The organism is Pseudomonas stagnisoli, assembly GCF_048595745.1.
In the GTDB taxonomy this organism is placed as follows: Bacteria; Pseudomonadota; Gammaproteobacteria; order Pseudomonadales; family Pseudomonadaceae; genus Aquipseudomonas; species Aquipseudomonas alcaligenes_A.
Genome location: NZ_CP184361.1, coordinates 3,529,503 through 3,556,442 on the forward strand (window position 1 = coordinate 3,529,503; position 26,940 = coordinate 3,556,442).

At 65.9% G+C, this 26,940-nt stretch carries 28 protein-coding genes and 3 tRNA genes; 25 read left to right on the forward strand and 6 right to left on the reverse strand.

All coding sequences use genetic code 11. The features are described from left to right. Window positions 1-41: 41 nt before the first annotated feature. From ACOAPY_RS17005 to ACOAPY_RS17070, 14 genes are all read left to right on the forward strand, one after another. On the forward strand, window positions 42-491 hold the full coding sequence (locus tag ACOAPY_RS17005; protein ID WP_465154102.1) for a DNA polymerase III subunit chi: 450 nt from the start codon (window positions 42-44) through the stop codon (window positions 489-491). 96 nt (window positions 492-587) lie between these two features. After that, window positions 588-3,419, forward strand: a complete 2,832-nt coding sequence (locus ACOAPY_RS17010; protein ID WP_465154103.1) for a valine--tRNA ligase — start codon at window positions 588-590, stop codon at window positions 3,417-3,419. 156 nt (window positions 3,420-3,575) lie between these two features. Then, window positions 3,576-3,872 carry a winged helix-turn-helix domain-containing protein gene (locus tag ACOAPY_RS17015; protein ID WP_465154104.1) on the forward strand — a complete coding sequence of 99 codons (297 nt, stop codon included), beginning with the start codon at window positions 3,576-3,578 and terminating at the stop codon, window positions 3,870-3,872. A 114-nt stretch (window positions 3,873-3,986) separates the two neighbouring features. Beyond that, on the forward strand, window positions 3,987-4,931 hold the full coding sequence (locus tag ACOAPY_RS17020) for a YbgA family protein (RefSeq protein WP_465154105.1): 945 nt from the start codon (window positions 3,987-3,989) through the stop codon (window positions 4,929-4,931). Continuing rightward, window positions 4,928-5,860: a MerR family transcriptional regulator gene (locus tag ACOAPY_RS17025; RefSeq protein WP_465154106.1), complete on the forward strand. Its 933-nt coding sequence runs from the start codon at window positions 4,928-4,930 to the stop codon at window positions 5,858-5,860. The genes ACOAPY_RS17020 and ACOAPY_RS17025 overlap by 4 nt, the downstream gene beginning before the upstream one ends. Then, window positions 5,848-7,287 (forward strand): deoxyribodipyrimidine photo-lyase, encoded by a 1,440-nt coding sequence (phrB, locus tag ACOAPY_RS17030; protein ID WP_465154107.1) that lies wholly within the window; start codon window positions 5,848-5,850, stop codon window positions 7,285-7,287. Before ACOAPY_RS17025 ends, phrB begins: the two co-directional genes overlap by 13 nt. Further along, a complete protein-coding gene (locus ACOAPY_RS17035) occupies window positions 7,280-7,702 on the forward strand; it encodes a nuclear transport factor 2 family protein (RefSeq protein ID WP_465154108.1) in 423 nt (140 codons plus the stop codon). Before phrB ends, ACOAPY_RS17035 begins: the two co-directional genes overlap by 8 nt. Beyond that, entirely contained in the window at window positions 7,699-8,457 is a 759-nt protein-coding gene (locus ACOAPY_RS17040; protein WP_465154109.1) for an SDR family NAD(P)-dependent oxidoreductase, read from the forward strand. The genes ACOAPY_RS17035 and ACOAPY_RS17040 overlap by 4 nt, the downstream gene beginning before the upstream one ends. After that, window positions 8,454-9,701 (forward strand): NAD(P)/FAD-dependent oxidoreductase, encoded by a 1,248-nt coding sequence (locus ACOAPY_RS17045; RefSeq protein ID WP_465154110.1) that lies wholly within the window; start codon window positions 8,454-8,456, stop codon window positions 9,699-9,701. The genes ACOAPY_RS17040 and ACOAPY_RS17045 overlap by 4 nt, the downstream gene beginning before the upstream one ends. Next, window positions 9,698-10,489 (forward strand): DUF1365 domain-containing protein, encoded by a 792-nt coding sequence (locus tag ACOAPY_RS17050; RefSeq protein WP_076579927.1) that lies wholly within the window; start codon window positions 9,698-9,700, stop codon window positions 10,487-10,489. The genes ACOAPY_RS17045 and ACOAPY_RS17050 overlap by 4 nt, the downstream gene beginning before the upstream one ends. After that, window positions 10,476-11,750 (forward strand): class I SAM-dependent methyltransferase, encoded by a 1,275-nt coding sequence (locus tag ACOAPY_RS17055; protein WP_465154111.1) that lies wholly within the window; start codon window positions 10,476-10,478, stop codon window positions 11,748-11,750. The genes ACOAPY_RS17050 and ACOAPY_RS17055 overlap by 14 nt, the downstream gene beginning before the upstream one ends. A 61-nt stretch (window positions 11,751-11,811) precedes the next feature. Further along, on the forward strand, window positions 11,812-12,336 hold the full coding sequence (locus ACOAPY_RS17060) for a DUF2878 domain-containing protein (protein ID WP_465154112.1): 525 nt from the start codon (window positions 11,812-11,814) through the stop codon (window positions 12,334-12,336). 110 nt (window positions 12,337-12,446) lie between these two features. After that, window positions 12,447-12,914, forward strand: a complete 468-nt coding sequence (locus ACOAPY_RS17065) for an outer membrane lipoprotein (protein WP_465154113.1) — start codon at window positions 12,447-12,449, stop codon at window positions 12,912-12,914. Between the two features lie 60 nt (window positions 12,915-12,974). Further along, window positions 12,975-13,280, forward strand: a complete 306-nt coding sequence (locus ACOAPY_RS17070; RefSeq protein WP_076579935.1) for a YkgJ family cysteine cluster protein — start codon at window positions 12,975-12,977, stop codon at window positions 13,278-13,280. Window positions 13,281-13,336: 56 nt separating this feature from the next. Here ACOAPY_RS17070 and ACOAPY_RS17075 read toward each other — a convergent pair whose 3' ends face one another. The 6 genes from ACOAPY_RS17075 to hemA form a co-directional block, all read right to left on the reverse strand. Then, a complete protein-coding gene (locus ACOAPY_RS17075) occupies window positions 13,337-13,849 on the reverse strand; it encodes an acyloxyacyl hydrolase (protein ID WP_465154114.1) in 513 nt (170 codons plus the stop codon). A gap of 91 nt (window positions 13,850-13,940) precedes the next feature. Further along, window positions 13,941-14,729 (reverse strand): glutamate racemase, encoded by a 789-nt coding sequence (gene murI, locus ACOAPY_RS17080; protein ID WP_465154115.1) that lies wholly within the window; start codon window positions 14,727-14,729, stop codon window positions 13,941-13,943. Next, entirely contained in the window at window positions 14,726-15,487 is a 762-nt protein-coding gene (locus tag ACOAPY_RS17085; protein WP_465154117.1) for a molybdopterin-synthase adenylyltransferase MoeB, read from the reverse strand. The genes murI and ACOAPY_RS17085 overlap by 4 nt, the downstream gene beginning before the upstream one ends. Next, window positions 15,484-16,314, reverse strand: a complete 831-nt coding sequence (gene prmC, locus ACOAPY_RS17090; protein WP_465154118.1) for a peptide chain release factor N(5)-glutamine methyltransferase — start codon at window positions 16,312-16,314, stop codon at window positions 15,484-15,486. Before prmC ends, ACOAPY_RS17085 begins: the two co-directional genes overlap by 4 nt. Before the next feature lie 132 nt (window positions 16,315-16,446). Then, on the reverse strand, window positions 16,447-17,529 hold the full coding sequence (gene prfA / locus ACOAPY_RS17095; protein WP_061903467.1) for a peptide chain release factor 1: 1,083 nt from the start codon (window positions 17,527-17,529) through the stop codon (window positions 16,447-16,449). Continuing rightward, complete coding sequence (hemA, locus tag ACOAPY_RS17100; protein ID WP_330098705.1) at window positions 17,526-18,794, reverse strand: glutamyl-tRNA reductase; 1,269 nt, start codon at window positions 18,792-18,794, stop codon at window positions 17,526-17,528. Before hemA ends, prfA begins: the two co-directional genes overlap by 4 nt. 167 nt (window positions 18,795-18,961) lie before the next feature. Here hemA and ACOAPY_RS17105 point away from each other — a divergent pair, with 167 nt between their 5' ends. From ACOAPY_RS17105 to ACOAPY_RS17155, 11 genes are all read left to right on the forward strand, one after another. After that, window positions 18,962-20,689 (forward strand): tetratricopeptide repeat protein, encoded by a 1,728-nt coding sequence (locus ACOAPY_RS17105; protein ID WP_076579949.1) that lies wholly within the window; start codon window positions 18,962-18,964, stop codon window positions 20,687-20,689. 3 nt (window positions 20,690-20,692) lie between these two features. Continuing rightward, window positions 20,693-21,307 (forward strand): lipoprotein insertase outer membrane protein LolB, encoded by a 615-nt coding sequence (lolB, locus tag ACOAPY_RS17110; protein ID WP_465154119.1) that lies wholly within the window; start codon window positions 20,693-20,695, stop codon window positions 21,305-21,307. Between the two features lie 92 nt (window positions 21,308-21,399). Further along, window positions 21,400-22,275 carry a 4-(cytidine 5'-diphospho)-2-C-methyl-D-erythritol kinase gene (gene ispE / locus ACOAPY_RS17115; RefSeq protein WP_465154120.1) on the forward strand — a complete coding sequence of 292 codons (876 nt, stop codon included), beginning with the start codon at window positions 21,400-21,402 and terminating at the stop codon, window positions 22,273-22,275. A gap of 16 nt (window positions 22,276-22,291) precedes the next feature. Next, window positions 22,292-22,366 (forward strand) — tRNA-Gln (locus tag ACOAPY_RS17120). 29 nt (window positions 22,367-22,395) lie between these two features. Further along, window positions 22,396-22,470, forward strand: a tRNA-Gln gene (locus tag ACOAPY_RS17125). A gap of 78 nt (window positions 22,471-22,548) precedes the next feature. Further along, on the forward strand, window positions 22,549-23,490 hold the full coding sequence (locus tag ACOAPY_RS17130; protein ID WP_043307172.1) for a ribose-phosphate pyrophosphokinase: 942 nt from the start codon (window positions 22,549-22,551) through the stop codon (window positions 23,488-23,490). Window positions 23,491-23,600: 110 nt separating this feature from the next. Beyond that, entirely contained in the window at window positions 23,601-24,197 is a 597-nt protein-coding gene (locus ACOAPY_RS17135) for a 50S ribosomal protein L25/general stress protein Ctc (protein ID WP_076425819.1), read from the forward strand. Window positions 24,198-24,235: 38 nt separating this feature from the next. Then, window positions 24,236-24,820, forward strand: coding sequence for an aminoacyl-tRNA hydrolase (pth, locus tag ACOAPY_RS17140; protein ID WP_076579953.1), 585 nt, complete (start codon window positions 24,236-24,238; stop codon window positions 24,818-24,820). A 36-nt stretch (window positions 24,821-24,856) separates the two neighbouring features. Continuing rightward, window positions 24,857-25,957, forward strand: a complete 1,101-nt coding sequence (gene ychF / locus ACOAPY_RS17145) for a redox-regulated ATPase YchF (protein ID WP_076425822.1) — start codon at window positions 24,857-24,859, stop codon at window positions 25,955-25,957. Window positions 25,958-26,091: 134 nt separating this feature from the next. Next, window positions 26,092-26,168: transfer RNA gene (locus ACOAPY_RS17150), tRNA-Met, on the forward strand. A gap of 103 nt (window positions 26,169-26,271) precedes the next feature. After that, window positions 26,272-26,835: a hypothetical protein gene (locus ACOAPY_RS17155; protein ID WP_465154121.1), complete on the forward strand. Its 564-nt coding sequence runs from the start codon at window positions 26,272-26,274 to the stop codon at window positions 26,833-26,835. Window positions 26,836-26,940: the final 105 nt, after the last annotated feature.

Genomic DNA, 26,940 nt, shown 5'->3' on the forward strand with positions numbered 1-26,940 from the left:
AGAATCGGTCGCCTCGGCCACCTTCCCCGCCCGCAATGCCCATGGACAGCTCCAAACCACCAAAGCCCGATCTCCTGCTGGATGACCTGGAAGCCATCCGCCAGCTGCTGGAGAAGGAGCAACTGGAACCGCCGCTGCTGACCGAAACACTGGACGATGACCTGCAGATTCCCGTGCTGTCGGAGATCATCGAACCGGGCCCGGACGCACCGGCCGCCGCGCCGCTGGCCGCGGTCGCCCTGTCCTATCCGGTGCAACCCGCCGTCGCACCGCCCCCGCGCCCTGCGCCGGCAACCCCCAGCGCCGCGAGCATCGGCAGCACCGTGCAGCAGAGCCTGGCGGCCCAGGGCAAGCTGGACGCCGAGCTGCGCGCCGCCGCCCAGCTGATCCTGCAGGATGTGATCGACGACTTCGTGCCGCAGATCGAGGCCGAGCTCAAGCGCCGCCTGGACGCCCGCCTGGACCGCCTGCTCAAGCAGCCCAAGGGCTAGCCCGCGCGCCATACGGCGGCCAGTGGCCCGCGGGTGGCGCCAGCCGTTATACTCGGCGGCTTTCCCGCTCAGTTGCCAATACGGTCCCGCCGACTCATGGACAAGACCTACCAGCCCCACGCCATCGAAACCGCCCTGTACCAGAACTGGGAGGCGAACAACTACTTCGCCCCGCAAGGTTCCGGCGAGCCCTACACCATCATGATCCCGCCGCCGAACGTCACCGGCAGCCTGCACATGGGCCACGGTTTCAACAACTCGATCATGGACTGCCTGGTCCGCTTCCGCCGCATGCAGGGCCGCAATACCCTGTGGCAGCCGGGCACCGACCACGCAGGCATCGCCACCCAGATGGTGGTCGAGCGCCAGCTGGCCGCCGAGGGCATCGGCCGCCACGATCTGGGCCGCGAGAAGTTCCTGGAGAAGGTCTGGGAATGGAAGGAGCAGTCCGGCGGCACCATCACCCGGCAGATCCGTCGTCTGGGCAGCTCGGTGGACTGGTCGCGCGAGCGCTTCACCATGGACGAAGGCCTGTCCGAGGCCGTTAAAGAAGCCTTCGTGCGCCTGCACCAGGACGGCCTGATCTACCGCGGCAAGCGCCTGGTCAACTGGGACACCAAGTTCCACACCGCCATCTCCGACCTCGAAGTGGAAAACCACGACGAGAAGGGCCACCTGTGGAACCTGCGCTATCCGCTGGCCGACGGCAAGAAGACCGCCGAGGGCCTGGACTACCTGATCGTCGCCACCACCCGCCCGGAAACCATGCTCGGCGACAGCGCCGTGGCCGTGCACCCGGAAGACGAGCGCTACAAGGCGCTGATCGGCAGCTACATCGAGCTGCCGCTGGTGGGCCGCCGTATCCCGATCATCGCCGACGACTACTGCGACCCCGAGTTCGGCACCGGCTGCGTGAAGATCACTCCAGCCCACGACTTCAACGACTATGAAGTCGGCAAGCGCCACAACCTACCGCTGATCAACATCTTCGACAAGGACGCCCAGGTGCTCGCCAAGGCCCAGGTGTTCAACATCGACGGCAGCGTCAACGCCGAGATCGACGGCAGCCTGCCGGCCGAATACGCCGGCCTCGACCGCTTCGTCGCGCGCAAGCAGATCGTCGCCGCCTTCGAGGCCGCCGGCCTGCTGGAGAAGATCGAAGACCACGCCCTGAAAGTGCCGAAGGGCGACCGTTCCGGCACCGTCATCGAGCCGTGGCTGACCGACCAGTGGTACGTCTCCACCAAGCCGTTGGCCGAGAAGGCCATCGCCGTGGTCGAGAGCGGCGAGATCCAGTTCGTGCCCAAGCAGTACGAGAACATGTACTTCAGCTGGATGCGCGACATCCAGGACTGGTGCATCAGCCGTCAGCTGTGGTGGGGCCACCGCATCCCGGCCTGGTACGACGAGGCCGGCAACGTCTACGTCGGCCGCGACGAGGCGGAAGTCCGCGCCCAGCACAACCTGGGTGACATCGCCCTGCGCCAGGACGAAGACGTGCTGGACACCTGGTTCAGCTCCGGCCTGTGGACCTTCTCCACCCTCGGCTGGCCGCAGCAGACCGACTTCCTCAAGACCTTCCACCCGACCGACGTACTGGTTACCGGCTTCGACATCATCTTCTTCTGGGTCGCCCGGATGATCATGCTGTCCACCCACCTGACCGGGCAGATCCCGTTCAAGACCGTGTACGTGCACGGTCTGGTGCGCGACGGTCAGGGCCAGAAGATGTCCAAGTCCAAGGGCAACGTGCTCGACCCGCTGGACATCGTCGACGGCATCGACCTCGAAGCCCTGGTGGCCAAGCGCACCAGCGGCATGATGCAGCCCAAGCTGGCCGAGAAGATCGCCAAGCAGACCCGCGCCGAGTTCCCCGAAGGCATCGCCGCCTACGGCACCGACGCCCTGCGCTTCACCAACCTGGCGCTGGCCTCCACCGGTCGCGACATCAAGTTCGACATGGGCCGCGTCGAGGGCTACCGCAACTTCTGCAACAAGCTGTGGAACGCCGCCAACTTCGTCATCGAGAACACCGATAACCAGGACACCGGCATCAATGGTGAACCCGTGGACCTGTCGCCGGTCGACCGCTGGATCATCTCCGCCCTGCAGCGCTGCGAGCAGGACGTCACCCGCCACCTCGACGCCTTCCGCTTCGACATGGCCGCCCAGGCACTCTACGAGTTCATCTGGGACGAGTACTGCGCCTGGTACCTGGAGCTGGTGAAACCTGTTCTCTGGGACGAAAACGCCCCGATCGAGCGCCAGCGCGGCACCCGCCGCACCCTGGTGCGCGTGCTGGAAGTGATCCTGCGCCTGGCCCACCCGTTCATGCCCTTCATCACCGAAGAAATCTGGCAGCGCATCAAGCCCCAGGCTGGCGTCAGCGGCGAAACCATCATGCTGCAGGCCTGGCCGGTGGCCAACGAGAGCCGTATCGACGCGAGCGCCGAAGGCGACATCGAGTGGGTCAAGCAGCTGATGCTCGGCGTGCGCCAGATCCGCGGCGAGATGAAGATCTCCATGGCCAAGCGCATCGACATCATCGTGCAGAACGCCAATGGCGAAGACCTGCGCCGCCTGGCCGACTTCGAGCCGCTGCTGAGCAAGCTGGCCAAGCTGGAATCGGTGCGCGTGCTGGCAGCCGGCGAAGAAGCGCCGATGTCCGCCACCGCCCTGGTTGGCGAGATGCAGGTACTGGTTCCCATGGCCGGCCTGATCGACAAGGATGCCGAACTGGCGCGCCTGGACAAGGAAATCCAGCGCCTGCAGGGCGAAGTCCAGCGCGTCGGCGGCAAGCTCGCCAACGAAGGCTTCGTCGCCAAGGCGCCGGCCGAGGTACTCGACAAGGAGCGCGCCAAGCTGGCCGAAGCCGAACAGGCGCTGGCCAAGCTGGTCGAACAGCGCGAGAAGATCGCCAACCTGTAAGTAATCCGAGGCCCGCCAAAATGCGGGCCTCGTGCTTTTACCCCCTCGCCCTCCGGGAGAGGGCCGGGGTGAGGGTGCCGCAGGCCACTCGGAGCAGCCTGGAAGCCCCTTACCCTAACCTCTCCCACAGGGAGAGGGAACACATCAGGAGTGCCCATGGAAGTCAGCAAGACCCGCACCAGCTTCTACCGCCGCCTCTACGTGGCCTGGCTGATCGACAGCGGCACCGCCAGCAGCGTACCGGCGCTGATGGCCGCCACCGGCATGCCGCGGCGCACCGCCCAAGACACCCTGGCGGCGCTGGCCGAACTGGATATCCACTGCGACTTCGTCCAGCACGACGGCGAGCGCAACAACGCCGGGCACTACGAAATCCACGACTGGGGCCCGATCGATCGCGCCTGGGTGGCGGCACACCTGGGCCCGATCAAGGCACTGCTCGGCTACCCCTGACGGCGAATCTGTACGTCGCTTCTGTTTGCTGGAAATATCTGTACAAGAAATTTGACTTGTACAAGAAATCGTTCAAGATAACTTGTACATCAACCACCACTTGTACAACTTGCCATGAACGAAGCCAAAATCAGAATCGGCATCAGCGCCTGCCTGCTCGGAGCGCCGGTGCGCTACAACGGCGGACACAAGCGCTCGACTCTGTGCACCGAGGTGCTCGCCGAACATTTCGAGCTGGTTCCGCTCTGCCCGGAGATGGGCATGGGCCTTGGCACACCGCGCCCGACCATCCGCCTGGTCGGCGAGCCGGAGGCACCGCGCGCACTGATGCCCCAGGAGCAGGACCGCGACGTCAGCGAAGCGCTGCGTGCCCAGGTCGACCGCGTACCGGCCGGTCTCAGCGGCTTCGTCCTGATGCAGAAATCCCCCTCCTGCGGCCTGCACCGCGTAAAACTGTACAGAGATAACGGTCATCTGGCCGAAAAAGGCAGCCGCGGCATCTTCGCCGCCGCCCTGCATGCCCGCTACCCGGAGCTACCGCTGGAAGAGGAAGGCCGCCTGCACGATCCGGTGCTGCGCGAGAACTTCCTCAATCGCGTGTTCGTCCACGCCCGCTGGCAGCGTCTGCTGGCCGATGGCATCAGCCGTCAGGGCCTGATCGACTTCCACGCCCGCCACAAATACCTGCTGATGGCCACCCATCCGCAGCAGCAGAAGGCTCTTGGCCGCCTGCTGAGCCACCTCGGCCAGCAGGACCTGCACGAGCTGGCTACCCGCTATTTCCGTGAGCTGATGAGCGCGCTGAGCCGCCCGGCCACCCGTGGCACCCACAGCAATGTGCTGCAGCACCTGAGCGGCTATCTGAAACAGCACCTGGGCAGTGCCGAGCGCGCCGAACTGCAGCACCTGATCACCCAGTACCGCGGCGGCGTGATCCCGCTGGTGGTGCCGCTGACGCTGCTGCGTCATCACTTCAACCGCCATCCCGACGCCTACATCGCACGCCAGGACTACCTGCGCCCCTATCCGGACGCGCTGAGCCTGAGGAATGCGATTTGAGCGCGGCTCTCGACTACCAGCAGGCCCTCGCACAAGGCTACCTGCCCATCCGCGAGGTGGCGCGCAGTACCGGCGTGAATCCCGTTACCCTGCGCGCCTGGGAGCGCCGCTACGGTCTGGTGGTGCCGTACCGCACGGCCAAGGGTCACCGCCTGTATGCGCCCGAGCAGATCGAGCGCATCCATCAGGTGCTGACCTGGCTCAACCGCGGCGTGGCCGTGGGCCAGGTACGCGAGCTGCTGGAGCAGAACGAGCCGCCCGAGACGGTCGTCAGCGGCATCTGGGACGAGCTGCGTCAGGCTATGCTGCACAGCATCACGCACCAGGCCGAGCGCAGCCTGGATGAAGCCTTCAACCGCGCCCAGTCGCTCTACCCGCCCGGCGTGCTGTGTGCCCAGCTGCTGTTGCCGCTGCTGGCCGAGCTGGACCGGCGCTGGCACGACCTGCCGTTCGGCGCGCAGCTGGAACAGGTGTTCTGCCATTCCTGGCTACGCAGCAAGCTCGGCGCCCGCCTCTACCATGACAACCGCCAGCGTGGCGCCGCGCCGCTGCTGCTGGTGAACCTGTCGGACAGTCACTTCGAACCCGGCCTCTGGCTGTGCGCCTGGCTGCTCAACGGTGCCGGCTGTCCGGTGCAGGTGCTGGACTGGGCAGTGCCGCCCAGCGAGCTGGTCCAGGCCGTCGACCACATCGCCCCGCGCGCACTGCTGCTGTACTCCGGGCAGGCCCTGGCCGCACCGCTGCGCCACCAGTTGCCGCGCCTGACCGAAGCCTGCGCCGTGCCGCTGCTGCTGGCCGGCCCCGCCGCCACCATTCATCACGATGAACTCCAGCTGCTGCAGGGCCTCGACCTCGCCGCCGATCCGCTGCAGGCCGAACAGCGCCTACGCGAACTGGACCTGCTGGAGGATGCCCCATGCGCCAGCTGATCTGGCTGCGCAGTGACCTGCGCCTGCATGACAACACCGCCCTGAGCGCCGCCATGGCCGCCGGCCCGACCCTGGCGGTATACCTGATCAGCCCCGAACAGTGGCGCGAGCACGACGATGCGGCGTGCAAGGTCGACTTCTGGCTGCGCAACCTGGCCGCCCTGCACACCCAGCTGGCCGCACTCAACGTGCCGCTGCTGGTGCGCCAGGCGCCGCACTGGCGCGATGCGCCGCAGGTGCTCGGTGCACTGTGCCGCGAACAGGCGATCGACTGCGTGTGGGTCAACGAGGAATACGGCATCAACGAGCAGGCGCGCGACCACGCCGTGCAGCAGCACCTGCGCCAGCAGGGCGTGAATCTGCGGACCTGCCTGGACCAACTGTTCTTCGCCCCCGGTAGCGTGCTGACTCAGGCCGGCAACTACTTTCAGGTCTACAGCCAGTTCCGCAAGGCCTGCTACCGCAACCTGCACATCGCCATCCCGCCGCTGGTGGCGACGCCGCAGGCGCAGGCCGCGCTGCCCATCGCCAGCGATGCGCTGCCGCTGGCGGTGGACGGCTTCGCCACGCCCGCGCCGGCCCAGCGTGAGCTCTGGCCGGCAGGCGAGGACGCAGCCCTTAAACGCCTGGCCGACTTCGCCGAGGCGCGCATGGCCTGGTATCAGGAGCGCCGCGATTTCCCTGCCGTCGATGGCACCAGCCAGCTGTCACCCTACCTGGCTGCCGGCGTGATCTCGCCGCGCCAGTGCCTGCATGCCGCCTTGCGCATCAACCAGGGCGAGTTCGACAGCGGCAACCCGGGGGTGGTCTGCTGGGTCAATGAACTGCTGTGGCGCGAGTTCTACAAGCACATCCTGGTCGGCTACCCGCGCGTGTCGCGGCACCGCGCCTTCCGCCCGGAAACCGAGGCCGTGCCGTGGCGCGATGCGCCCAGGGACCTGGAAGCCTGGCAGCAGGGCCGCACCGGCATCCCCATCGTCGATGCGGCAATGCGCCAGCTGCTGGCCACCGGCTGGATGCACAACCGCCTGCGCATGGTGGTGGCGATGTTCTTCACCAAGAACCTGCTGCTCGACTGGCGCCTGGGTGAACGCTTCTTCATGCAGCACCTGATCGACGGCGATCTGGCCGCGAACAACGGCGGCTGGCAGTGGAGCGCGTCCACCGGTACCGATGCGGCGCCCTACTTCCGCATCTTCAACCCGATCAGCCAGTCGCAGAAATTCGACCCGGATGGCCGCTTCATCCGCACCTGGGTGCCGGAGCTCGCCGGGCTGAACAAGCGCGACATTCATGATCCTTCGGCCATGGGCGGCCTGTTCGGTATGGCCGAGTACCCGCGCCCCATCGTCGATCTGGCCCGCTCGCGCGAACGCGCGCTGCAGGCCTTCAAGAACCTGCCTTCTGTGGAGATGAGTGATGTCTGATTTCCTGCGTCGCTTCGCCACCGAGTTCGCCGCACTCGATGCCAGCAACCTGGCGCGCCTGAGCGAGCTTTACAGCGACGACGTGCTGTTCCGCGACCCGCTGCACGAGGTCCGCGGCCTGCCGGCGCTGCAGCGCTACTTCGCCGAGATGTATGCCAACGTCGGCCGTCTCGACTTCGACTTCCATGGTTTCGATCAGGTCTGCGACGGCGAAGGCTACCTGCGCTGGACCATGCACTTCCGCCACCCGCGCCTGCGTGGCGGCGCCATGATCAGCGTCGATGGCTGCTCGCACTTGCTATGGTGGGACAAGGTCTACCAGCACCGCGACTATTTCGACGCCGGTGCCATGCTCTATGAACACTTGCCGCTGATGGGCGGCGTCATCGCCTGGCTGAAACGGAGGTTGGCATGAGCAGACGTATCTGGTTGACCGGTGCCAGCAGCGGCATCGGCGCGGCCCTGGCCGAAGTCCTGTTGCAGCAGGGCCACCGCCTGGCCCTGAGTGCGCGCAATGCCGGCGCCCTGCAGGTCCTGGCCGAGCGCTTTCCGCAGCAGGTACTGCTGGCCCCCGGCGACCTCACCGACGCCGAGCAGGTGCGCGCGATCGGCCAGCGCATCGGCGAACACTGGGGGGCGCTGGACCAGGCCATCCTCAACGCCGGCACCTGCGAGTACGTCGATGTGCAGGACTTCCAGGCCGCCATGGTCGAACGGGTGATGCGCGCCAACCTGTTTTCTGCGGCCCACTGCGTGGAAGCCGCACTGCCGCTGCTGCGCCAGGGCGAGCGGCCGCACCTGGTGGCAGTGTCCAGCTCGGTGACCTTCCTGCCGCTGCCGCGTGCTGAAGCCTATGGCGCGTCGAAGGCGGCCATGAGCTACCTGTTCGACACCCTGCGGGTCGACCTGGCCGCCGAAGGCATCGCCGTCACTCTGGTCAGCCCCGGCTTCGTCGACACCCCGCTGACGCAAAAGAACGACTTCCCCATGCCGATGCGCTGGCCGGTGGAGAAGGCCGCACGGCACATCGCCCTGAAACTGGACCGACAGCCCTACCACATCGCCTTCCCCGGCCCCTTCATCGCCATCCTGCGCCTGCTCGGCAGCCTGCCCAAGGGCCTGCAGCTGGCGCTGGGCAAACGACTCTCCCGCACGGAATCGCACTCATGAAAATCGCCATCGTCGGCAGCGGCATCGCCGGCCTGACCTGCGCCTACCTGCTGCAGCGCCAGCACCAGATCACCCTGTTCGAGGCCAGTGACTGGGTCGGCGGCCATACCCATACGGTGGATGTCGAGGTGCAGGGCCAGTCCTTTGCCATCGACACCGGCTTCATCGTGTTCAACGATTGGACCTACCCCAACTTCATCCGCCTGCTGGATCAGCTCGGCGTCGCCTCGCAACCCACCGAGATGAGCTTCTCGGTGCACGACCCGGCCAGCGGCAGCGAGTACAACGGCAACAATCTCAACAGCCTCTTCGCCCAGCGCAGCAACCTGCTGCGTCCGGCCTTCTGGGGCATGCTGCGCGACATCCTGCGCTTCAACCGCGAGGCCCAGTTCGATCTCGCCGAACAGCGCATCGCTGCCGACCTGACACTCGGCCAGTATCTGCAGCAACGCGGCTACGGCCAGCGCTTCGTCGACCACTACATCGTGCCGATGGGCGCGGCGATCTGGTCCATGTCGCTGGCCGACATGCTGCAGTTCCCCCTGCAGTTCTTCGTGCGCTTCTTCAAGAACCACGGACTGCTGTCGGTCAGTGATCGCCCGCAGTGGCGGGTCATTTCCGGCGGCTCGCGCAGCTACGTGGCGCCGCTCAGCGCCGGCTTCGCCGAACACATCCGCCTGAACTGCCCGGTGCAGCGCGTGGAGCGTGACGCCGAAGGCGTCACCCTGCACAGCGCCGCCGGCGTCGAGCGCTTCGACAAGGTGGTGTTCGCCTGCCACAGCGACCAGGCCCTGGCCCTGCTGGCCACACCGAGCGCCGCCGAACGCGACATCCTCGGCGCGCTGCGCTACGCCGACAACGACGTGGTACTGCACACCGACACGCGCCTGCTGCCCGAGCGGCCGCTGGCCTGGGCCAGCTGGAACTACCGCCTCGGCGGGCCGGTCAGCCAGCCGGCGGCGGTGACCTACAACATGAACATCCTGCAGGGCATCCGCAGCGCGACCACCTTCTGCGTCAGCCTCAACCAGACCGACGCCATCGACCCGGCGCGCATCCTCGGCCGCTATCGCTACGCCCATCCGCAGTACAGCCTCGACGGCCTGCGCGCCCAGGCCCGCTGGCAGGAACTGCTCGGCGCCCAGCATAGCTATTACTGCGGCGCCTACTGGGCCAACGGCTTCCATGAGGACGGCGTGGTCAGCGCCCTGCGCGTCGCCGAAGCCTTCGGGGAGCGCCTGTGAACAGTGCGCTGTACCAGGGCTGGGTGAGCCACCGTCGGCATCTGCCGCGTGGCCATGCCTTCCGCTATCGCATCGGCCTGCTCTACCTCGACCTCGCCGAGCGCGATGCCGTGCTCGGCCTGTCGCCGCTGGCCGGTCACTCGCGCTGGGCCCCCTTCACCCTGCGCGAAACGGATTTCCTGCCGCAGTTCACCACCCAGGGCGTGGCCCTGGCCGATGCCGTGCGCCAGTGCGTGGCCCGTGCGCTGGGCACGGCACCGCGCGGACGCATCTGCCTGCTGGCACAACCACGCAGCTGGGGCCTGGCGTTCAATCCGGCCAGCTTCTTCTACTGCTTCGACGAGCAGGAGCAACTGGTGGCGATCCTCTGCGAAGTCAGCAACACGCCCTGGCGCGAACGCTACCACTACGTGCTGCCAACCCACGCCGAGGGCGAATCGCGCCACCGCGTGGCCAAAAGTTTCCACGTCTCGCCTTTCCTGCCGCGTGAACTGGAGTACCGCATGCGCTACAGCCAGCCCGGCGAGCGCCTGATGGTGCACATGGAGGACTGGCAGGGCGCCGACAAGCTGTTCGAGGCCGGCCTCGGCCTGAGCCGTGTCGAACTCAACCGCACCAGCCTGCATCGTCACTTGCTGGCCTTCCCCTGGATGAGTGCCAAGACCGTGCTTGGCATCTACTGGCAGGCGCTGCGCCTGCTACTCAAACGTACCCCGATCTTTTCCCACAGCGCCGCGGACGGAGAATTCCGCAGCGCCCATCTGGAGCCCCGCCATGAAGAGCCCTGACCTTACCTCCGCGAAAACCAGCGTGCGCGCCGGCAACGGTATTGGCGCCGGCCTGCTCAAACGCGCCGTGCTGCGCCAGCTCGGCCAGTTGCACCACGGCCAGCTGGCGATCGTCGAGGACGGCGAACGGCAGCTCTTCGGCCAGCCGGGTGCGGTTCTCAACGCCGAGATCCATGTCCAGGACGCCGCTGTCTGGGCCATGGTCGCCGGTAACGGTTCGATCGGTGCTGGCGAGGCCTACATCCACGGCTACTGGACCACGCCCGACCTGACCGCGGTGATCCGCATCTTTGTCGCCAACCTCGATGTGCTGGATGGCATGGAACGCGGCCTGGCCCTGCTCGGCCGGCCGCTGCTGCAGGGCCTGCACTGGCTCAACCGCAACACCCGACAGGGCTCGCGCAAGAACATCGCCGCCCACTACGACCTGGGCAACGAGCTGTTCGAGCAGTTCCTCGACCCGACCATGATGTACTCGGCGGCCATGTTCAAGGGCGCCGACGACACGCTGGAGCAGGCACAGCTGAACAAGCTCGAGCGCATCTGCCAGAAGCTCGACCTCAAGCCCGAAGACCACCTGCTGGAAATCGGCACCGGCTGGGGCAGCATGGCCCTGTACGCCGCCACCCACTACGGCTGCCGCGTGACCACCACCACCCTGTCGCGTCAGCAGTACGAGTACACCCGCCAGCGCATCACCGAGCAGGGTCTCGAAGGTCGCATCACACTGCTGCTGGAGGACTACCGCGACCTGCAGGGCCAGTACGACAAGCTGGTGTCGATCGAGATGATCGAGGCCGTCGGCCATCGCTTCCTGCCCACCTACTTCAAGCAGTGCGCGCACCTGCTCAAGGACGATGGGCTGATGCTGCTGCAGGCCATCACCATCCGCGACCAGCGCTACGAGCAGGCGCGCAAGTCGGTGGACTTCATCCAGCGCTACATCTTCCCCGGCGGTGCCCTGCCTTCGGTGAACAAGATGCTGCAGGTCATCACCGCCGAGACCGACCTCAACCTGCACCACATGGAGGACTTCGGCCTGCACTACGCGCGCACCCTGCGCCTGTGGCATGACAACCTGCGCCAGGCCCGCCATCGCCTGGAGCAACTCGGTTACGACGACTACTTCTACCGCCTGTGGGAGTTCTACCTGTGCTACTGCGAGGGTGGCTTCCTCGAACGCACCATCGGCACCGCCCAGCTGCTGCTGGCCAAGCCCGGCGCACGCCCGGCACCGCTGCTAGGCCACTTCGGCGCCTGAGCCCACGCCCTCTCCCTGCACGGGGAGAGGGTCTTCCCCGCCACGCAGAGCCTCGCCACCCATGCTCACCGCTCCCCGCTCGCTGATTCTCAACGCCGTGCTGTTCCAGGTCGGCTGGTTCGCCTGCATCTTCGGCGCCCGGCACCCCTGGCTGCTGGCAGTGGCACTGGCCTGCCTGGTCGCGCATTTCCTCTGGGTCGCCAGCTGGCGCACCGAGGGCCGCCTGGTGGCCAGCGTGACGCTGTTCGGCTGCGCGCTGGACAGCTTCCTGCTCAACCTCGGCGTGTTCGACTTCGTCGGCGACAGCCCCCTGTTGCCGGCCTGGCTTGCCCTGCTATGGGCGCTGTTCGCCACCACGCTCAACCACAGCCTGGCCTGGAGCGCCCGCCCCTGGTGGCTGAGCAGCCTGCTCGGCGCGCTGGCCGGGCCGCTCTCCTACCTGGCCGGCGCGCGCCTGGCGGACGTCGGCCTGCCACTGGGGCAATGGCCGACCCTGCTGCTGCTATCGGCGGTCTGGGCGGCGGTGATGCTGGTGGTGCACGGGTTCGCGGGGATGTACCGGCTGCGAGCCCGACAGATCGGCTGAGTCCCTGATCTTCAGCGCGTTCAGCAACGGTTCAGCCAGGGTTCAGCAGGCGTTCAGCGAGTGGTCCTTACTCTGTAGCCATCTTCAAAGATGTCCACGAGGACCGAGCCATGCAACGCTTCCCGACCCTGCTGCTGACTGGCAGCCTGAGCGCCGTTCTGCTGCTGAGCGGCTGCGCCTCCGACCTCAACGGTTCCACCTACTCGCGCGCCGATGCCCGTGCCGTGCAGACGGTGCGCCTGGGCACCATCGAGTCGCTGCGCCCGGTACAGATCGAAGGTACCCGCACGCCGATCGGCGCCATCGCCGGGGCTGCGGTGGGCGGCATCGCCGGCAGCAGTATCGGCGGCGGCCGCGGCAGTACCATCGCTACGGTGCTTGGCGGCGTGGCCGGCGGCATGGCCGGGGCGGCAGCCGAGGAAGGCCTGACGCGCAGCCAGGGCGTGGAGATCACCGTGCGCGAGGACGACGGCAACCTGCGCGCCTATGTGCAGGAGGTCGACCCGGCCCAGCAGTTCCGCGTCGGTGATCGCGTGCGCATCGCCTCGGTCAATGGCGCCAGCCGCGTCACCCTGTAAGGCATGGCCGTGGTCGGCCGGATGAGCAGGCCGCGCGTGACTGCCGTACACTGCGCGGCCATGAGCACCATTGCCCACCTGCAACTTCCCGCCGACGATGCCAGCTGCAGCAACTGCGCGGCCTGCTGCTGCCAGCTGGAAGTCATGCTGATCACCGAGACCGGCGTACCGCAACGTTTCATCACCACCGACGCCTGGGGCGGCGAGGTGATGCGCCGCCTGGATGACGGCTGGTGCGCAGCACTGGACCGCGACAGCATGCGCTGCACCATCTATGAGGTGCGCCCACTGATCTGCCGCGAATTCGAGATGGGCTCGGCCGAGTGCCGTGATGAGCGCCAGGGCATCGCCGCCATTTACCGCTGACCATCGGCCACAAAAAAGCCGGGCACCCAGCCCGGCTTTTTCACACCCAGCGCCGCTTAGAAGCTTGTGCGGTAATGCAGCGTGTAGGCTTCGACGCCATCGTTGGGCTGCTTGATGCCGGCGTTGGAGTAATGCAGCGCGCGGATGCCGATCTCCTGGCCGGAGAAACGCAGGCCGGCACCGAGGCGGTCCTCAAACTGGAAGGACGAGCCCAGGTCGTTGTCTTCCAGGTCGGTATCGGCGAAGGCAGCGACGCCGATACCGGCCTCGATGTAAGGCTGCACGCTCTCGCCGGCGAACTCGTAGACGAACACCGGGCTGAACGACAGGCTGTGGTTGCTCGACGTCTCGTCACCGTCCCAGTAGGTGTAGCCGGCATCCCAGTAGCCGGTCAGGCGGCCGACACTGCTTTGCCACCAGCTGCTATCCCAGTTCCACTGGGCACCGAGGCGATAGACCATGTTGGAGTCGCCGCTCTGACCGATGGCGGCGGTGAAGTCCACAGCCTGTGCAGACAGGCTCCCCAGCGCAAGGGCCGCCAAGGCGGCCAGAGAACAGATCTTTTTCATTATGACGTCCTGTACGGAAATGAAACGACGGTATAGGCACACAAAGAGTATAGAAATTGCCCCCCCTAAGAAAAGCCGCCACTTGCGGCCCTCAGGGTAGCGCCGCCACGGCCGGAGCCTCACCCCAGAGCACCGGCAACACCCGGGCCAGCTGCTCCGGCGCGGCGCTGGACCAGAACTGCGCGCCACCCTCGCCGTCCGCCGCCAGCAGGCCGCGTTCGGCCAGCAACTGCTCCAGCCGCCTTGCCACCGCCGCACCGGTATCGACCAGGCTGACGGACGCCGGCACCAGCTCGCGCAGCAGCGGCTTGATGAAGGGATAGTGGGTGCAGCCGAGGATCAGCGTGTCGCAGCCCTCGGCCAGCAGCGGCTCGACCCAGCCTTGCAGCAGCGCGCGGGTGCGCGGACTGTCCAGTTCACCGGCTTCGATCTGCTCGACCAACCCCGGGCAGGGCTGGGTGATCACCCGCACGTCGGCGGCAAACCGATCCAGCAGCGCGGCGAACTTGGCACTTTTCAGCGTACCGGTGGTGGCCAGCACACCGACCGCGCCGCTGCGGGTGGCGGCCGCCGCCGGCTTGACTGCCGGCTCCATGCCGACGATGGGCAATGCGGGGTAGCGTTCGCGCAACTCGGCCACCGCCGCAGCGGTCGCGGTGTTGCAGGCCAGCACCAGCGCCTTGGCGCCCTGGCCGAGGAGAAACTCGGCGATGTGCTGGCTGCGTGCGCGGATGAACTCTGCGCTCTTCTCGCCGTAGGGCACATGGCCGCTGTCGGCCACGTACAGCAGCGATTCACGCGGCAGGCGCGCGCGGATCTCGCGCAGCACCGAGAGACCGCCGACGCCGGAATCGAACACACCGATCGGTGCCTGGCTCATGGCCGCGCTCCGCACACCGAACACGCGGGGTCGCGCTTGACCCGCAGCTCGCGAAAGCGCGAACCCAACGCGTCGATCAGCAGCAGGCGACCCACCAGCGGCTCGCCAAAACCGGCCAGCAGCTTGAGCGCCTCCAGCGCCTGCAGACTGCCGACCAGGCCTACCAATGGGCCGACCACACCGGCCTCGCTGCAGGTCAGCTCGGCCTCGCTGCCATGGCCATAGAGGCAGTGATAGCAAGGGCTGGCTGTGTCGCGCGGGTCGAACACCGCGAGCTGACCCTCCAGGCGGATCGCCGCGCCGGACACCAGCGGCTTGCCGGCGGCCACACAGGCGGCGTTGACCGCCTCGCGGGTGGTGAAGTTGTCCGAGCAGTCCAGCACCAGATCGACCGCTGCCACCGCCGCCGCCAGCGATTCCTCGTCCAGCGCCGAGCGATGCGGCACCAGGGCGATCTGCGGATTAATCGCGGACAGACGGGCCATCGCCGAGTCGACCTTGGCCACGCCGACCTGCTCGCTGTCGTGAATGATCTGCCGCTGCAGATTGGTCAGGTCGACCCTGTCGAAGTCGGCCAGGTGCAGCTCGCCGACCCCGGCGGCGGCCAGGTACAGAGCCGCCGGTGAGCCGAGGCCGCCGAGCCCGACGATCAGCACCCGGCTCTGCTTGAGACGCAGCTGCCCCGCCACATCGATCTGCGGCAGCAGTATCTGCCGGCTGTAGCGCAGCAGCTCGTCGTCGTTCAGTTCCAGGCTCATGGCGTCCATCGTCCCAGGGAAATGCGTTCGTGGCCGCCGAGGTCACGACGGCTGTGAACCTCGGTGAAACCGGCAGCGGCCAGCAGCCCGCGCACGGCCTCGGCCTGATCGTAGCCATGCTCCAGCAGCAGCCAGCCGCCGGCTTCAAGGTGCTGCGGCGCCTGGGCGATGATCTGGCGGATATCGTCCAGCCCGTCGACGCCGGCCACCAGCGCGCTGAGCGGCTCGAAGCGCACATCACCCTCGCCTAGATGGCGGTCGTCCGCGGCAATGTAGGGCGGGTTGCTGAGGATCAGGTCGAAACGCTCGCCAGCCAGGCCGTCGAACCAGCTGCTCTGGCGAAACTCGGCGTTGCCCAGGTGGAGGCGCTGGCGATTGCGCTCGGCCAGTTCCACCGCCTCGGCGATACGATCCACGCCGGTCACCTGCCAGCCGCCGCGCTCGCAGGCCAGGGCCAGGGCGATGGCACCAGTGCCGGTGCCCAGGTCGAGCACCCGCAGCGGCGTAGCCGGAGCCAGCTGCAGGGCAGCCTCCACCAGCAGCTCAGTGTCGGGGCGGGGAATCAGGGTGTGCGGCGCCACTTCCAGGTCCAGGCTCCAGAAGCCCTGGTGACCGAGGATATAGGCCACCGGCTCACCCATCCGGCGGCGCTCCAGCAGGGCAGCGAAAGCGGCCAGCTGTTCGGCACCCGGCTCATGCTCGGGCCAGGTGCGCAGGTAGCTGCGCGACTTGCCCAGGGCGGCGGCCAGCAACAGCTCGGCATCCAGCCGCGCCGTCGGCGAGGCGGGCAGTTCGGCGCTGTCGAGCAGGGATTGGATGGTGGCCATGCACAAGGTCCTATGCCTTCAACCCCCTCTCCCCCTGGGAGAGGGCTGGAGTGAGGGAGTCGCAGGCCACTCGGAGCAACCTGAAAGCCCCTCCACCCGGCCCCTCTCCCGGCGGGAGAGGGGTGAAATCAATCAATCGCCCAGCGCCGCCAGCTGGTCGGCCTGGTATTCCTGCAGCAGCGGTTCGATCACCTGCTCCACCGCGCCACCGATCACTTCGTTCAGCGAATACAGGGTCAGGTTGATGCGGTGGTCGGTGACCCGCCCTTGCGGGAAGTTGTAGGTGCGGATGCGCTCCGAGCGGTCGCCGGAACCCACCAGCAGGCGGCGGGTATCGGAGATTTCCTTGTGCGCGGCGGCGTCCTGCTGGTCCTGCAGCTTGGCCGCCAGCCAGGCCATGGCCTTGGCGCGGTTCTTGTGCTGCGAGCGTTCTTCCTGGCACTCCACCACCATGCCGGTGGGCAGGTGGGTGATGCGGATCGCCGAATCGGTCTTGTTCACGTGCTGGCCACCGGCGCCCGAGGCGCGGTAGGTGTCCACGCGCAGATCGGCCGGGTTGATCTCGATGGCCTGCTGTTCGTCCGGCTCCGGCAGCACGGCGACGGTGCAGGCGGAGGTGTGGATGCGCCCCTGCGATTCGGTCTCCGGCACGCGCTGCACGCGGTGGGCGCCGGACTCGAACTTGAGCTTGGCGTAGACGTTGTCGCCTTCCACCCGGCTGATGACCTCCTTGTAACCGCCATGCTCGCCGATGTTTTCCGAGAGGATCTCGACCCGCCAGCCCTGGCGCTCGGCATAACGCGAATACATGCGGAACAGGTCGCCGGAGAAGATCGCCGCCTCGTCGCCACCCGTGCCGGCACGGATTTCCAGGAACACGTTGCGCCCGTCGTTGGGGTCCTTGGGCAGCAGCATGCGCTGCAGGCGGTCTTCCAGCCCGAGCAGGGCCTCCTTGGCCTGGGCCACTTCCTCCTCGGCCATCTCGCGCATTTCCGGGTCGCCGTCCTTGAGCAGCGCCTGGGCGCCCTCGAGGTCGTCCTGGGTCTTGCGGAACTCGCGGTAGGCGGCGATGACCGGCTCGACTTCGGCGTACTCCTTGGAGTAGGCGCGGAAGCGGTTCTGGTCGCTGATCACCTCGGCATCGCCGAGCAGCGCGGTGAGCTCCTCGAAACGGTCGTGGAGGATGTCGAGTTTCTTCAGCAGGGAGGCTTTCATGGTTTGCTCGGGCCCTCGTCGAGGGCAAAGAGTTCCTGGGCCACGGCCAGCGCTTCGAAGCGGCCGTCGGCAGAGATTTTCTTCAGCTGCACGCTGGGTGCGTGCAGCAGCTTGTTGGTCAGGCCACGGGCCAGCTGGGCCAGCACGTCCTCGGCGTTGCCGCCGGCGGCGAGCAGGCGCTGCGCCTTGGCCAGCTCCTCGTCGCGCAGGCGCTCGGCCTGCTGGCGGTAGGCCTTGAGCACGTCCACCGCGGCCAGTTCGCGCAGGCGCTGCATGAAGTCGTCGGCACCGGCGGACACCAGCTCCTCGGCCGCCTGGGCCGCGCCCTGACGGCTCTTGAGGTTTTCCTCGATGACCTCGTGCAGATCGTCCACGGTGTAGAGGTAGACGTCATCCAGCTCGCCCACTTCCGGCTCGATGTCGCGCGGTACGGCGATGTCGACCATGAACATGGGCTTGTGCTTGCGCTGCTTGAGCGCACGCTCCACCGCGCCCTTGCCCAGAATCGGCAACTGGCTGGCGGTCGAGCTGATGACGATATCGCTGTGCGCCAGCTCCTGCGGGATGTCCGCCAGCAACACGGCGTGGGCGCCGAACTGCTCGGCCAGCTGGCTGGCGCGCTCGAGGGTGCGGTTGGCCACCACGATGCGCTTCACGCCCTGGTCATGCAGGTGGCGGGCGACCAGGCTGATGGTCTCGCCAGCGCCGATCAGCAGCGCCTGGCTGCGGTGCAGGTCGGCGAAGATCTGCTTGGCCAGGCTGACGGCGGCGAAGGCCACCGACACCGGGTTCTCGCCGATGGCGGTATCGGTGCGCACGGTCTTGGCGGTGCTGAACGTGGCCTGGAACAGGCGGCCGAGCAACGGGCCGACGGTGCCGGCCTCACGCGCCACGGCGTAGGCAGACTTCATCTGGCCGAGAATCTGCGGCTCGCCAAGGATCATCGAGTCCAGCCCGGCGGCCACTCGCATCATGTGGCGCACGGCGTCGTTGTCCTGGTGGATATAGGCGCAGGCACGCAGCTCATCGAGATTGAGGCGGTGGTAGTCGGCCAGCCAGCGCAGCACTTCGTCGGCGGACAGCTGGTCCTGCTCCAGGTACAGCTCGCTGCGGTTGCAGGTGGAGAGGATCGCCGCCTCGCGGCTGGGCGTGAGGCGACAGAGCTGCTGCAGGGCCTCGACCAGCTGCTCGGGGGTGAAGGCCACGCGTTCGCGGACGTCCACCGAGGCGGTCTTGTGGTTGATACCGAGGGCGAGGAAGGCCATGCAGAGTCGCTAGACAGGTTTGAAAGACCGGCAATTGTCCTACGTCACCCGAGGCAGGACAACTGGCGCGACAAATTGACCCGTTCGGCAAACCCGCGTGGCGCGGTGGGCTTGCGCCCGCCGCTTGTGTCATGATGCAGCCACGCCACGGACCGCAGCTTTCCTTTATGAACAAATCCCTCGCGTTGCTGACTGCCTCCCTCCTGCTCGCCGGCTGCCAGAGCCTGGCCCCCACGCCGGACGGCACCCCGCCGGTGGAGGATGCCAATACCAGCCAGGCCGCGCCCGAGCCCAAGCAGTACGCTTCGTTCAGCGAAGAGACCCTGTACGCCTTGCTCGCTGCCGAGCTGGCCGGCCAGCGCAACCGCTTCGACATCGCCCTGGGCAACTATGTGCAGCAGGCCAATGCCACCCGCGACCCCGGCGTCGCCGAGCGCGCCTTCCGCATCGCCGAGTACCTGGGCGCCGAGCAGGCGGCCCTGGACAGTGCGCTGATCTGGTCCGACAGCGCGCCCGACAGCCTCGACGCCCAACGCGCGGCTGCCGTGCAGCTGGCGCGTGCCGGTCGCTACGACGAGTCCATGCGCTACATGGAAAAGGTGCTGCAGCGCCAGGGCGACACGCACTTCGACTTCCTCGCCCTGTCAGCCGCCGAAACCGACCCGGATACTCGCGCCGGGCTGCTGCAGAGCTTCGATCGCCTGCTGCAGAAATACCCGGAAAACGGCCAGCTGCTGTTCGGCAAGGCGCTGCTGCTGCACCAGGACAACCGCGCCGAAGAAGCCCTGGAACTGCTCGAGGCGCATGCCGCCAGCGAGCAGGAGATTCCGCCACTGCTGTTGCGCGCCCGCCTCCTGCAGGGCCTGCAGCGCGGTGAGGAAGCCGCCAAGCTGCTGCAGAAGGGCCTGGACAAGCACCCGGAAGACAAACGCCTGCGCCTGACCTATGCCCGCCAGCTGGTCGAACTCAAGCGCCTGGACGAAGCCAAGAGCGAGTTTTCCGGGCTGGTCCAACAGTTCCCCGATGACGACGACCTGCGCTACTCCCTGGCCCTGGTGTGCCTGGAGGATGAAGCCTGGGACGAAGCAGCCACCTACCTGGAAGAGCTGGTCGCACGCAACGCCCACACCGATGCCGCCCACTTCAACCTGGGCCGCATCTATGAACAGCGCGGCGATAAGGAGAGCGCGCTGATCGAGTACGGCCTGGTCGGCCCGGGCGAGGACTTTCTGCCCGCTCAGGCGCGCCAGACCGAGATCCTCTTCGAACAAGGCCGCGCCGCCGAGGCCGGCAATCGTCTGGCGCGCAGCCGCGAAGCCCAGCCCGACTATGCCATCCAGCTGTACCTGATCGAGTCCGAGGCCCTGGCCAACCGTCAGCGCATCGACGAGTCCTGGCAGGTAATCGTCAAGGCCCTGGAGCAGTTCCCCGGCGATACCAACCTGCTCTATACGCGTGCCATGCTGGCCGAGAAGCGTGGCGACCTGAACGGCCTGGAGCGCGACCTGCGCGACATCATCGCGCGTGAACCGGACAACGCCACTGCGCTCAATGCCCTCGGCTACACCCTGGCCGACCGCACCAGCCGCTACGAGGAGGCCAAGGCCCTGATCGAGCAGGCGCACCAGCTCAACCCGGAAGACGCCGCAACCCTCGACAGCCTGGGCTGGGTCCACTATCGGCTGGGCAACCTGGACGAGGCCGAGCGCCACCTGCGCGCTGCCCTGGCCAGATTCCCCGACCACGAGGTCGCCGCCCACCTGGGCGAAGTGCTGTGGGTCCAGGGCAAGCAGCGCGAGGCCCGTGAGGTCTGGGCCACCGCCCTGGAAGCCAAGCCCGACAGCCCCATCCTGCGCGCCACCATCAAGCGCCTGACCGGTTCCGAGAAGCCCTGATCCATGTTTCGCCACGCCCTCGTTTTCAGCCTGCTCACCCTCCTCGTCGGCTGCGCCGGCCTCACCAGCCGCGAGTCCGTCGAAGGCCAGGGCGATGCCAAGCTCTGGCAAGCGCACAAGGCCCAGGTCGCCGCCCTCGACGGCTGGCAGATCAGCGGCAAGGTCGGCATTCGCGCCCCGCGCGACTCCGGTAGCGGCACGCTGTTCTGGCTGCAGCGCCAGGACTACTTCGACATCCGCCTGTCCGGCCCGCTCGGCCGCGGCGCCGCGCGCCTGACCGGACGCGAAGGCAAGGTGCTGCTGGAGGTGGCCAACCAGGGCCGCTACGAAGCCGAATCGCCCGAGGCTCTGCTGGAAGAACAGCTGGGCTGGCGCCTGCCGGTTTCCCACCTGTTCTGGTGGGTGCGCGGCCTGCCCGCGCCGGACAGCAGGAGCCGGGTGACCCTCGACAACGACAGCCACCTGGCGCGCCTGGAGCAGGACGGCTGGCAGCTGCAGTACCTGAGCTACGTCGAGCAGAACGGCTATCGCCTGCCCGAGCGCATCAAGCTGCATGGCACCGACCTCGACATCACCCTGGTGATCAAGGACTGGCAGCCGCGCCAACTGGGGCAATGACTCCATCCACACGGACAAACCAGTAGCCCGGATGCAATCCGGGAACAACTCCACCGAAAGCGCCCCGGATTGCATCCGGGCTACGACTGCCCATGACAACCCCAGCCATCCCCGATCACGCCGAACTGATCCTGCCCGCTCCGGCCAAGCTCAACCTGATGCTGCATATCCTCGGCCGCCGTGCCGACGGCTATCACTTGTTGCAGACCCTGTTCCAGTTCATCGACTACGGCGACGAGCTGGGCTTTGCCCTGCGCCAGGACGGCGAGATCAGACTGCACACCGAGGTTCCCGGCGTACCCCAGGACAGCAACCTGATCGTGCGCGCCGCCAGGCGCCTGCAGGAAGCCTCCGCAACCCGGCTGGGGGCCGATATCTGGCTGGACAAGCGCCTGCCCATGGGCGGCGGCATTGGCGGCGGCAGCTCGGATGCCGCCACCACCCTGCTCGGCCTCGATCATCTGTGGCAGACCAACCTGGGTGAAGAGCGCCTGGCCGAGCTGGGCCTGGCGCTGGGTGCCGACGTACCGGTGTTCGTGCGTGGCCGCGCGGCCTTCGCCGAAGGTGTGGGCGAACAGCTGCAACCGGTCGAGCTGGCCGAACCCTGGTTCCTGGTCGCCATCCCGCAGGTCAGCGTCAGCACTGCGGAAGTTTTTGCCGCACCCGAGTTGACACGCGATACCCCCGCCATTACAGTTCGCAGCCTTCCCGAGGGGGGTGGTCATAACGACTGCCAACCGGTTGTCGAGAAGCGTTACCCAGAAGTGCGTAACGCCCTGAAAACGCTCAACAAATTTGTTGCAGCGAAGATGACCGGAACCGGAGCTTGCGTGTTTGGGAGCTTCCCAAACCAGGCCGATGCTGATAAAGTCTCGCGCCAACTTCCGGACACCCTGCCGAGCTTCATTGCTCGCGGCTGCAACAGGTCTCCTTTGCACCGCAAGCTGGAAACGGTAACTCGGAAGTGAATGCGGGACGCGATACAGGGGCGTCGCCAAGCGGTAAGGCAGCAGGTTTTGATCCTGCCATGCGTTGGTTCGAATCCAGCCGCCCCTGCCATTAACCTCCCAGCATTCGACAAATACTTTAGGGGCGTCGCCAAGCGGTAAGGCAGCAGGTTTTGATCCTGCCATGCGTTGGTTCGAATCCAGCCGCCCCTGCCATATACTCGAAAGCTGTTCAGAAAGCAGGCCTTTTTGAACAGCTTTTTTCATCGGAACCACACCAGGCAGGTACTGCGCGTGTCCAAGATGATGGTCTTCACGGGGAACTCCAACCCCGATCTGGCTCGTCGCATCGTGCGTCAGCTGCATATCCCTCTGGGCGATGCTTCCGTAGGCAAGTTCTCCGACGGCGAAATCAGCGCCGAGATCAACGAGAACGTGCGTGGCAAGGATGTTTTCATCATCCAGCCAACCTGCGCGCCGACCAACGACAACCTGATGGAACTGGTGGTGATGGCTGACGCCTTCCGCCGCTCCTCGGCGACGCGTATCACCGCCGTCATCCCCTACTTCGGCTATGCCCGCCAGGATCGCCGCCCGCGCTCCGCCCGCGTGGCCATCAGCGCCAAGGTGGTGGCCGACATGCTGACCGTGGTCGGTATCGACCGCGTACTCACCGTCGACCTGCACGCCGACCAGATTCAGGGCTTCTTCGACGTACCAGTGGACAACATCTATGGCTCGCCGGTGCTGACTGACGACATTCAGGATCAGCGTTTCGAGAACCTGATGATCGTGTCCCCGGACATCGGCGGCGTGGTTCGCGCCCGCGCCGTGGCCAAGAGCCTGGGCGTCGACCTGGCAATCATCGACAAGCGTCGTGAGAAAGCCAACGTTTCCGAAGTCATGCACATCATCGGCGATGTCGAAGGCCGCACCTGCGTGCTGGTCGACGACATGGTCGACACCGCCGGCACTCTCTGCCATGCCGCCAAGGCACTGAAGGAGCACGGCGCCTCGAAGGTCTACGCCTACGCCACCCACCCGGTGCTGTCGGGCCGCGCCATCGAGAACCTGGAAAACTCCGTGCTGGACGCACTGGTGGTGACCAACACCATCCCGCTGTCCGCCGCGGCTCAGGCCTGCTCCCGCATCCGTCAGCTGGACATGGCCCCGGTTATCGCTGAAGCGGTTCGCCGCATCAGCAACGAAGAATCGATCAGCGCGATGTTCCGCTAAGCGGACCATCCCTGGCGACAAGTGCCCCGTCACGCGCGGGGCTTTTTGCCCAACCGTCCGCACGCTGGTCGCAAGCGCTTCGGACGGTTTGGTCTATTTGGAGAACTGTAATGACTAATTTTGCCCTGAATGCCGAAGTGCGTTCCGACCTGGGGAAAGGTGCGAGCCGCCGCCTGCGTCGTAACGAGAGCCTGGTTCCTGCCGTAATCTACGGCGGCGAGAAGCCGGCCCAATCCATCAGCCTGCTGGCCAAAGACCTGGCCAAGCTGCTGGAAAACGAAGCTGCCTTCAGCCACGTGCTGACCCTGAACGTTGCCGGCACCAACGAAAGCGTCGTGATCAAAGCCCTGCAGCGCCACCCGGCCAAAGGCTTCGTTCTGCACGCCGACTTCGTTCGCGTCGTAGCTGGCCAGAAGCTGAGCGCCCATGTTCCCCTGCACTTCATCAACGAAGCCACTTCCGTTGGCGTGAAGCAGCAAGGCGGCGAAGTCTCCCACACCATCTCCGAAGTCGAAGTTTCCTGCCAGCCGCAAGACCTGCCGGAATTCATCGAAGTCGACCTGGCTAAAGTGGAAGTCGGCCAGATCGTTCACCTGTCCGACATCAAGCTGCCGAAAGGCGTCGAGCTGGTGGCCCTGGCCCACGGCAACGACCTGGCAGTCGCCAACATCCACGCCTCCCGAGTGAAGGACGAAAGCGCCGAGTAATCACTCACGCGCTGCAATCCTGCAAAAGGGCCCCTGACGTGACTGCCATTCAACTGATCGTCGGCCTGGGTAATCCAGGCCCCGAATACGACCAGACCCGGCATAACGCAGGGGCCCTTTTCGTTGAGCGCCTGGCCGACAGCCAACGCGTCAGCCTCGCCCTCGACAAGAAGTATTTCGGCCTGGTGGGTAAATTCAGCCATCAGGGCCGCGACGTTCGTCTGCTCATCCCCACCACCTACATGAACCGCAGCGGCCAGGCCGTGGCGGCGCTGGCAAATTTCTTCCGCATTCCGGTCGACGCCATGCTGGTGGCCCATGACGAACTCGACATGCCTCCCGGCGTCGCCAAACTGAAACTCGGCGGCGGCCACGGCGGCCACAACGGCCTGCGCGACATCATCGCGCAGTGCGGCAATCAGAACGGCTTCCACCGCCTGCGCCTGGGCATCGGCCACCCCGGCCACGCCAGCCTGGTCTCCGGCTTCGTCCTCGGCCGCGCCCCGCGCAGCGAGCAGGAGCTGCTGGACAAGAGCATCGACAACGCCCTGGGCGTATTGCCCGAAATGCTCGTCGGCGACTGGACCAAGGCGATGCAGAAGCTGCACAGCCAGAAAGCCTGACCCTTTTCACGACTTCATCTCCGCGAGGGATACACCATGGGATTCAACTGCGGCATCGTCGGCCTGCCCAACGTCGGCAAGTCCACCCTGTTCAACGCCCTGACCAAATCCGGCATCGCCGCGGAGAACTTCCCCTTCTGCACCATCGAGCCGAACAGCGGCATCGTACCGATGCCGGATGCGCGCCTGGATGCCCTGGCCGCCATCGTCAAGCCCGAGCGCGTCATCCCCACCACCATGGAATTCGTCGACATCGCCGGCCTGGTGGCTGGCGCCTCCAAGGGTGAAGGCCTGGGCAACAAGTTCCTCGCCAACATCCGCGAGACCGATGCGATCGCTCACGTGGTGCGCTGCTTCGAAGACGAGAACGTCATCCATGTCGCCAACAGCGTCGATCCCAAACGCGACATCGAGATCATCGACCTCGAACTGATCTTCGCCGACCTCGACAGCTGCGAGAAGCAGCTACAGAAGGTCGCGCGCAACGCCAAGGGCGGCGACAAGGAAGCCCTGGCGCAGAAAGCCATCCTCGAGAAGCTCATCCCCCACTTCAGCGAGGGCAAGCCTGCGCGCAGCCTGATGAAGAACATGAGCGCCGACGAGAAGCTGATCATTCGCGGCTTCCACCTGCTCACCAGCAAGCCGGTGATGTACATCGCCAACGTCGCCGAGGACGGCTTCGAGAACAACCCGCACCTGGATGTGGTCAAGGCCATCGCCGAGGAAGAAGGCGCCATCGTGGTACCGGTGTGCAACAAGATCGAGGCCGAGATCGCCGAGCTGGACGAAGACGAGGAGAAGCAGATGTTCCTCGAGTCCATGGGCATGGAAGAGCCGGGCCTGAACCGCGTGATCCGCGCCGGCTACTCGCTGCTCAACCTGCAGACCTATTTCACCGCCGGCGTGAAGGAAGTGCGCGCCTGGACCGTGCGCATCGGCGCCACCGCCCCGCAGGCCGCCGCCGTGATCCACACCGACTTCGAGAAAGGCTTCATCCGCGCCGAAGTGGTCGCCTACGACGACTTCATTCAGTACAAGGGCGAAGCCGGCGCCAAGGAAGCCGGCAAATGGCGCCTGGAAGGCAAGGACTACATCGTCAAGGATGGCGACGTGATGCACTTCCGCTTCAACGTCTAACCCTCGCCAAGCCCCGCCTCCGCGGGGCTTTTCGTTTGCCCAGTCGCTGCACCTAAGCGCTTGATAAGGCATCAATTTATTCGCAAAACAGGGGTTGACACTCCGCCCGGACAAGAGAATAATGCGCGCCACTCGGCTACATAGCTCAGTCGGTTAGAGCGCAGCATTCATAATGCTGATGTCCCAGGTTCAAGTCCCGGTGTAGCCACCATACAAAACAAAGGGTTAGCGCAAGCTAGCCCTTTGTCGTTTCTGGGGTAGTGACTACGAAGTGACTACATAGAGACCACAGCTCAAAACAAGCAGGGATGCGTATGAATATTCTCAAAGTCACCTTGGGCGTAACGGTGCTGCTCGCCGTGGCCAAAATCGGCTACGACAACCTCCCCCTCCATACCCAGTATGAGCTCTCTGACTGGTACAAGAGCCTAGGTACACCTACGTTCACCGAGTCGCCAGATTACTTCGCACCTCGCGCACAAGAGGAAATCATTGCGGAGAATCGGGCTCGAGGCCACGAGCTAGAGTGCTATGGAAATCTGGGGCCTGCTGAGCGAATCAGCGCCAGTAATGATTACCTGTGCTCAGCCCATATCAGAAGCGCATATGACAACATTCCCGCAAGGCTGGTGACGTTTTTCTTTGGTAATGGAAAGCTGCAAAACGTCCGTATTGAATTCGCTGCGGACAGCTTCCCCAAGCTTCAGAACTACCTGTCCAGAAAGCTCGCGGACTATCCACGTATAGACAACCGGTACGGAACAGATTCGTTCGGAAAGCCACTAGTGGTATGGCGAGTGAAAGAAGGGCAAATCACCGCTTCTGCCGAGGAAACGGCTGGCCAGAATCCAATTATTCTCTGGACAGCCTACCGATGACAGCAAAGAAAAGGGTTAGCGAAAGCTAGCCCTTGTCGTTTCAGCATCCGCATTGACACATTTCGCTTACAGATCGCTTTCAGATTCAGAGGCTGCAGCCTTGCG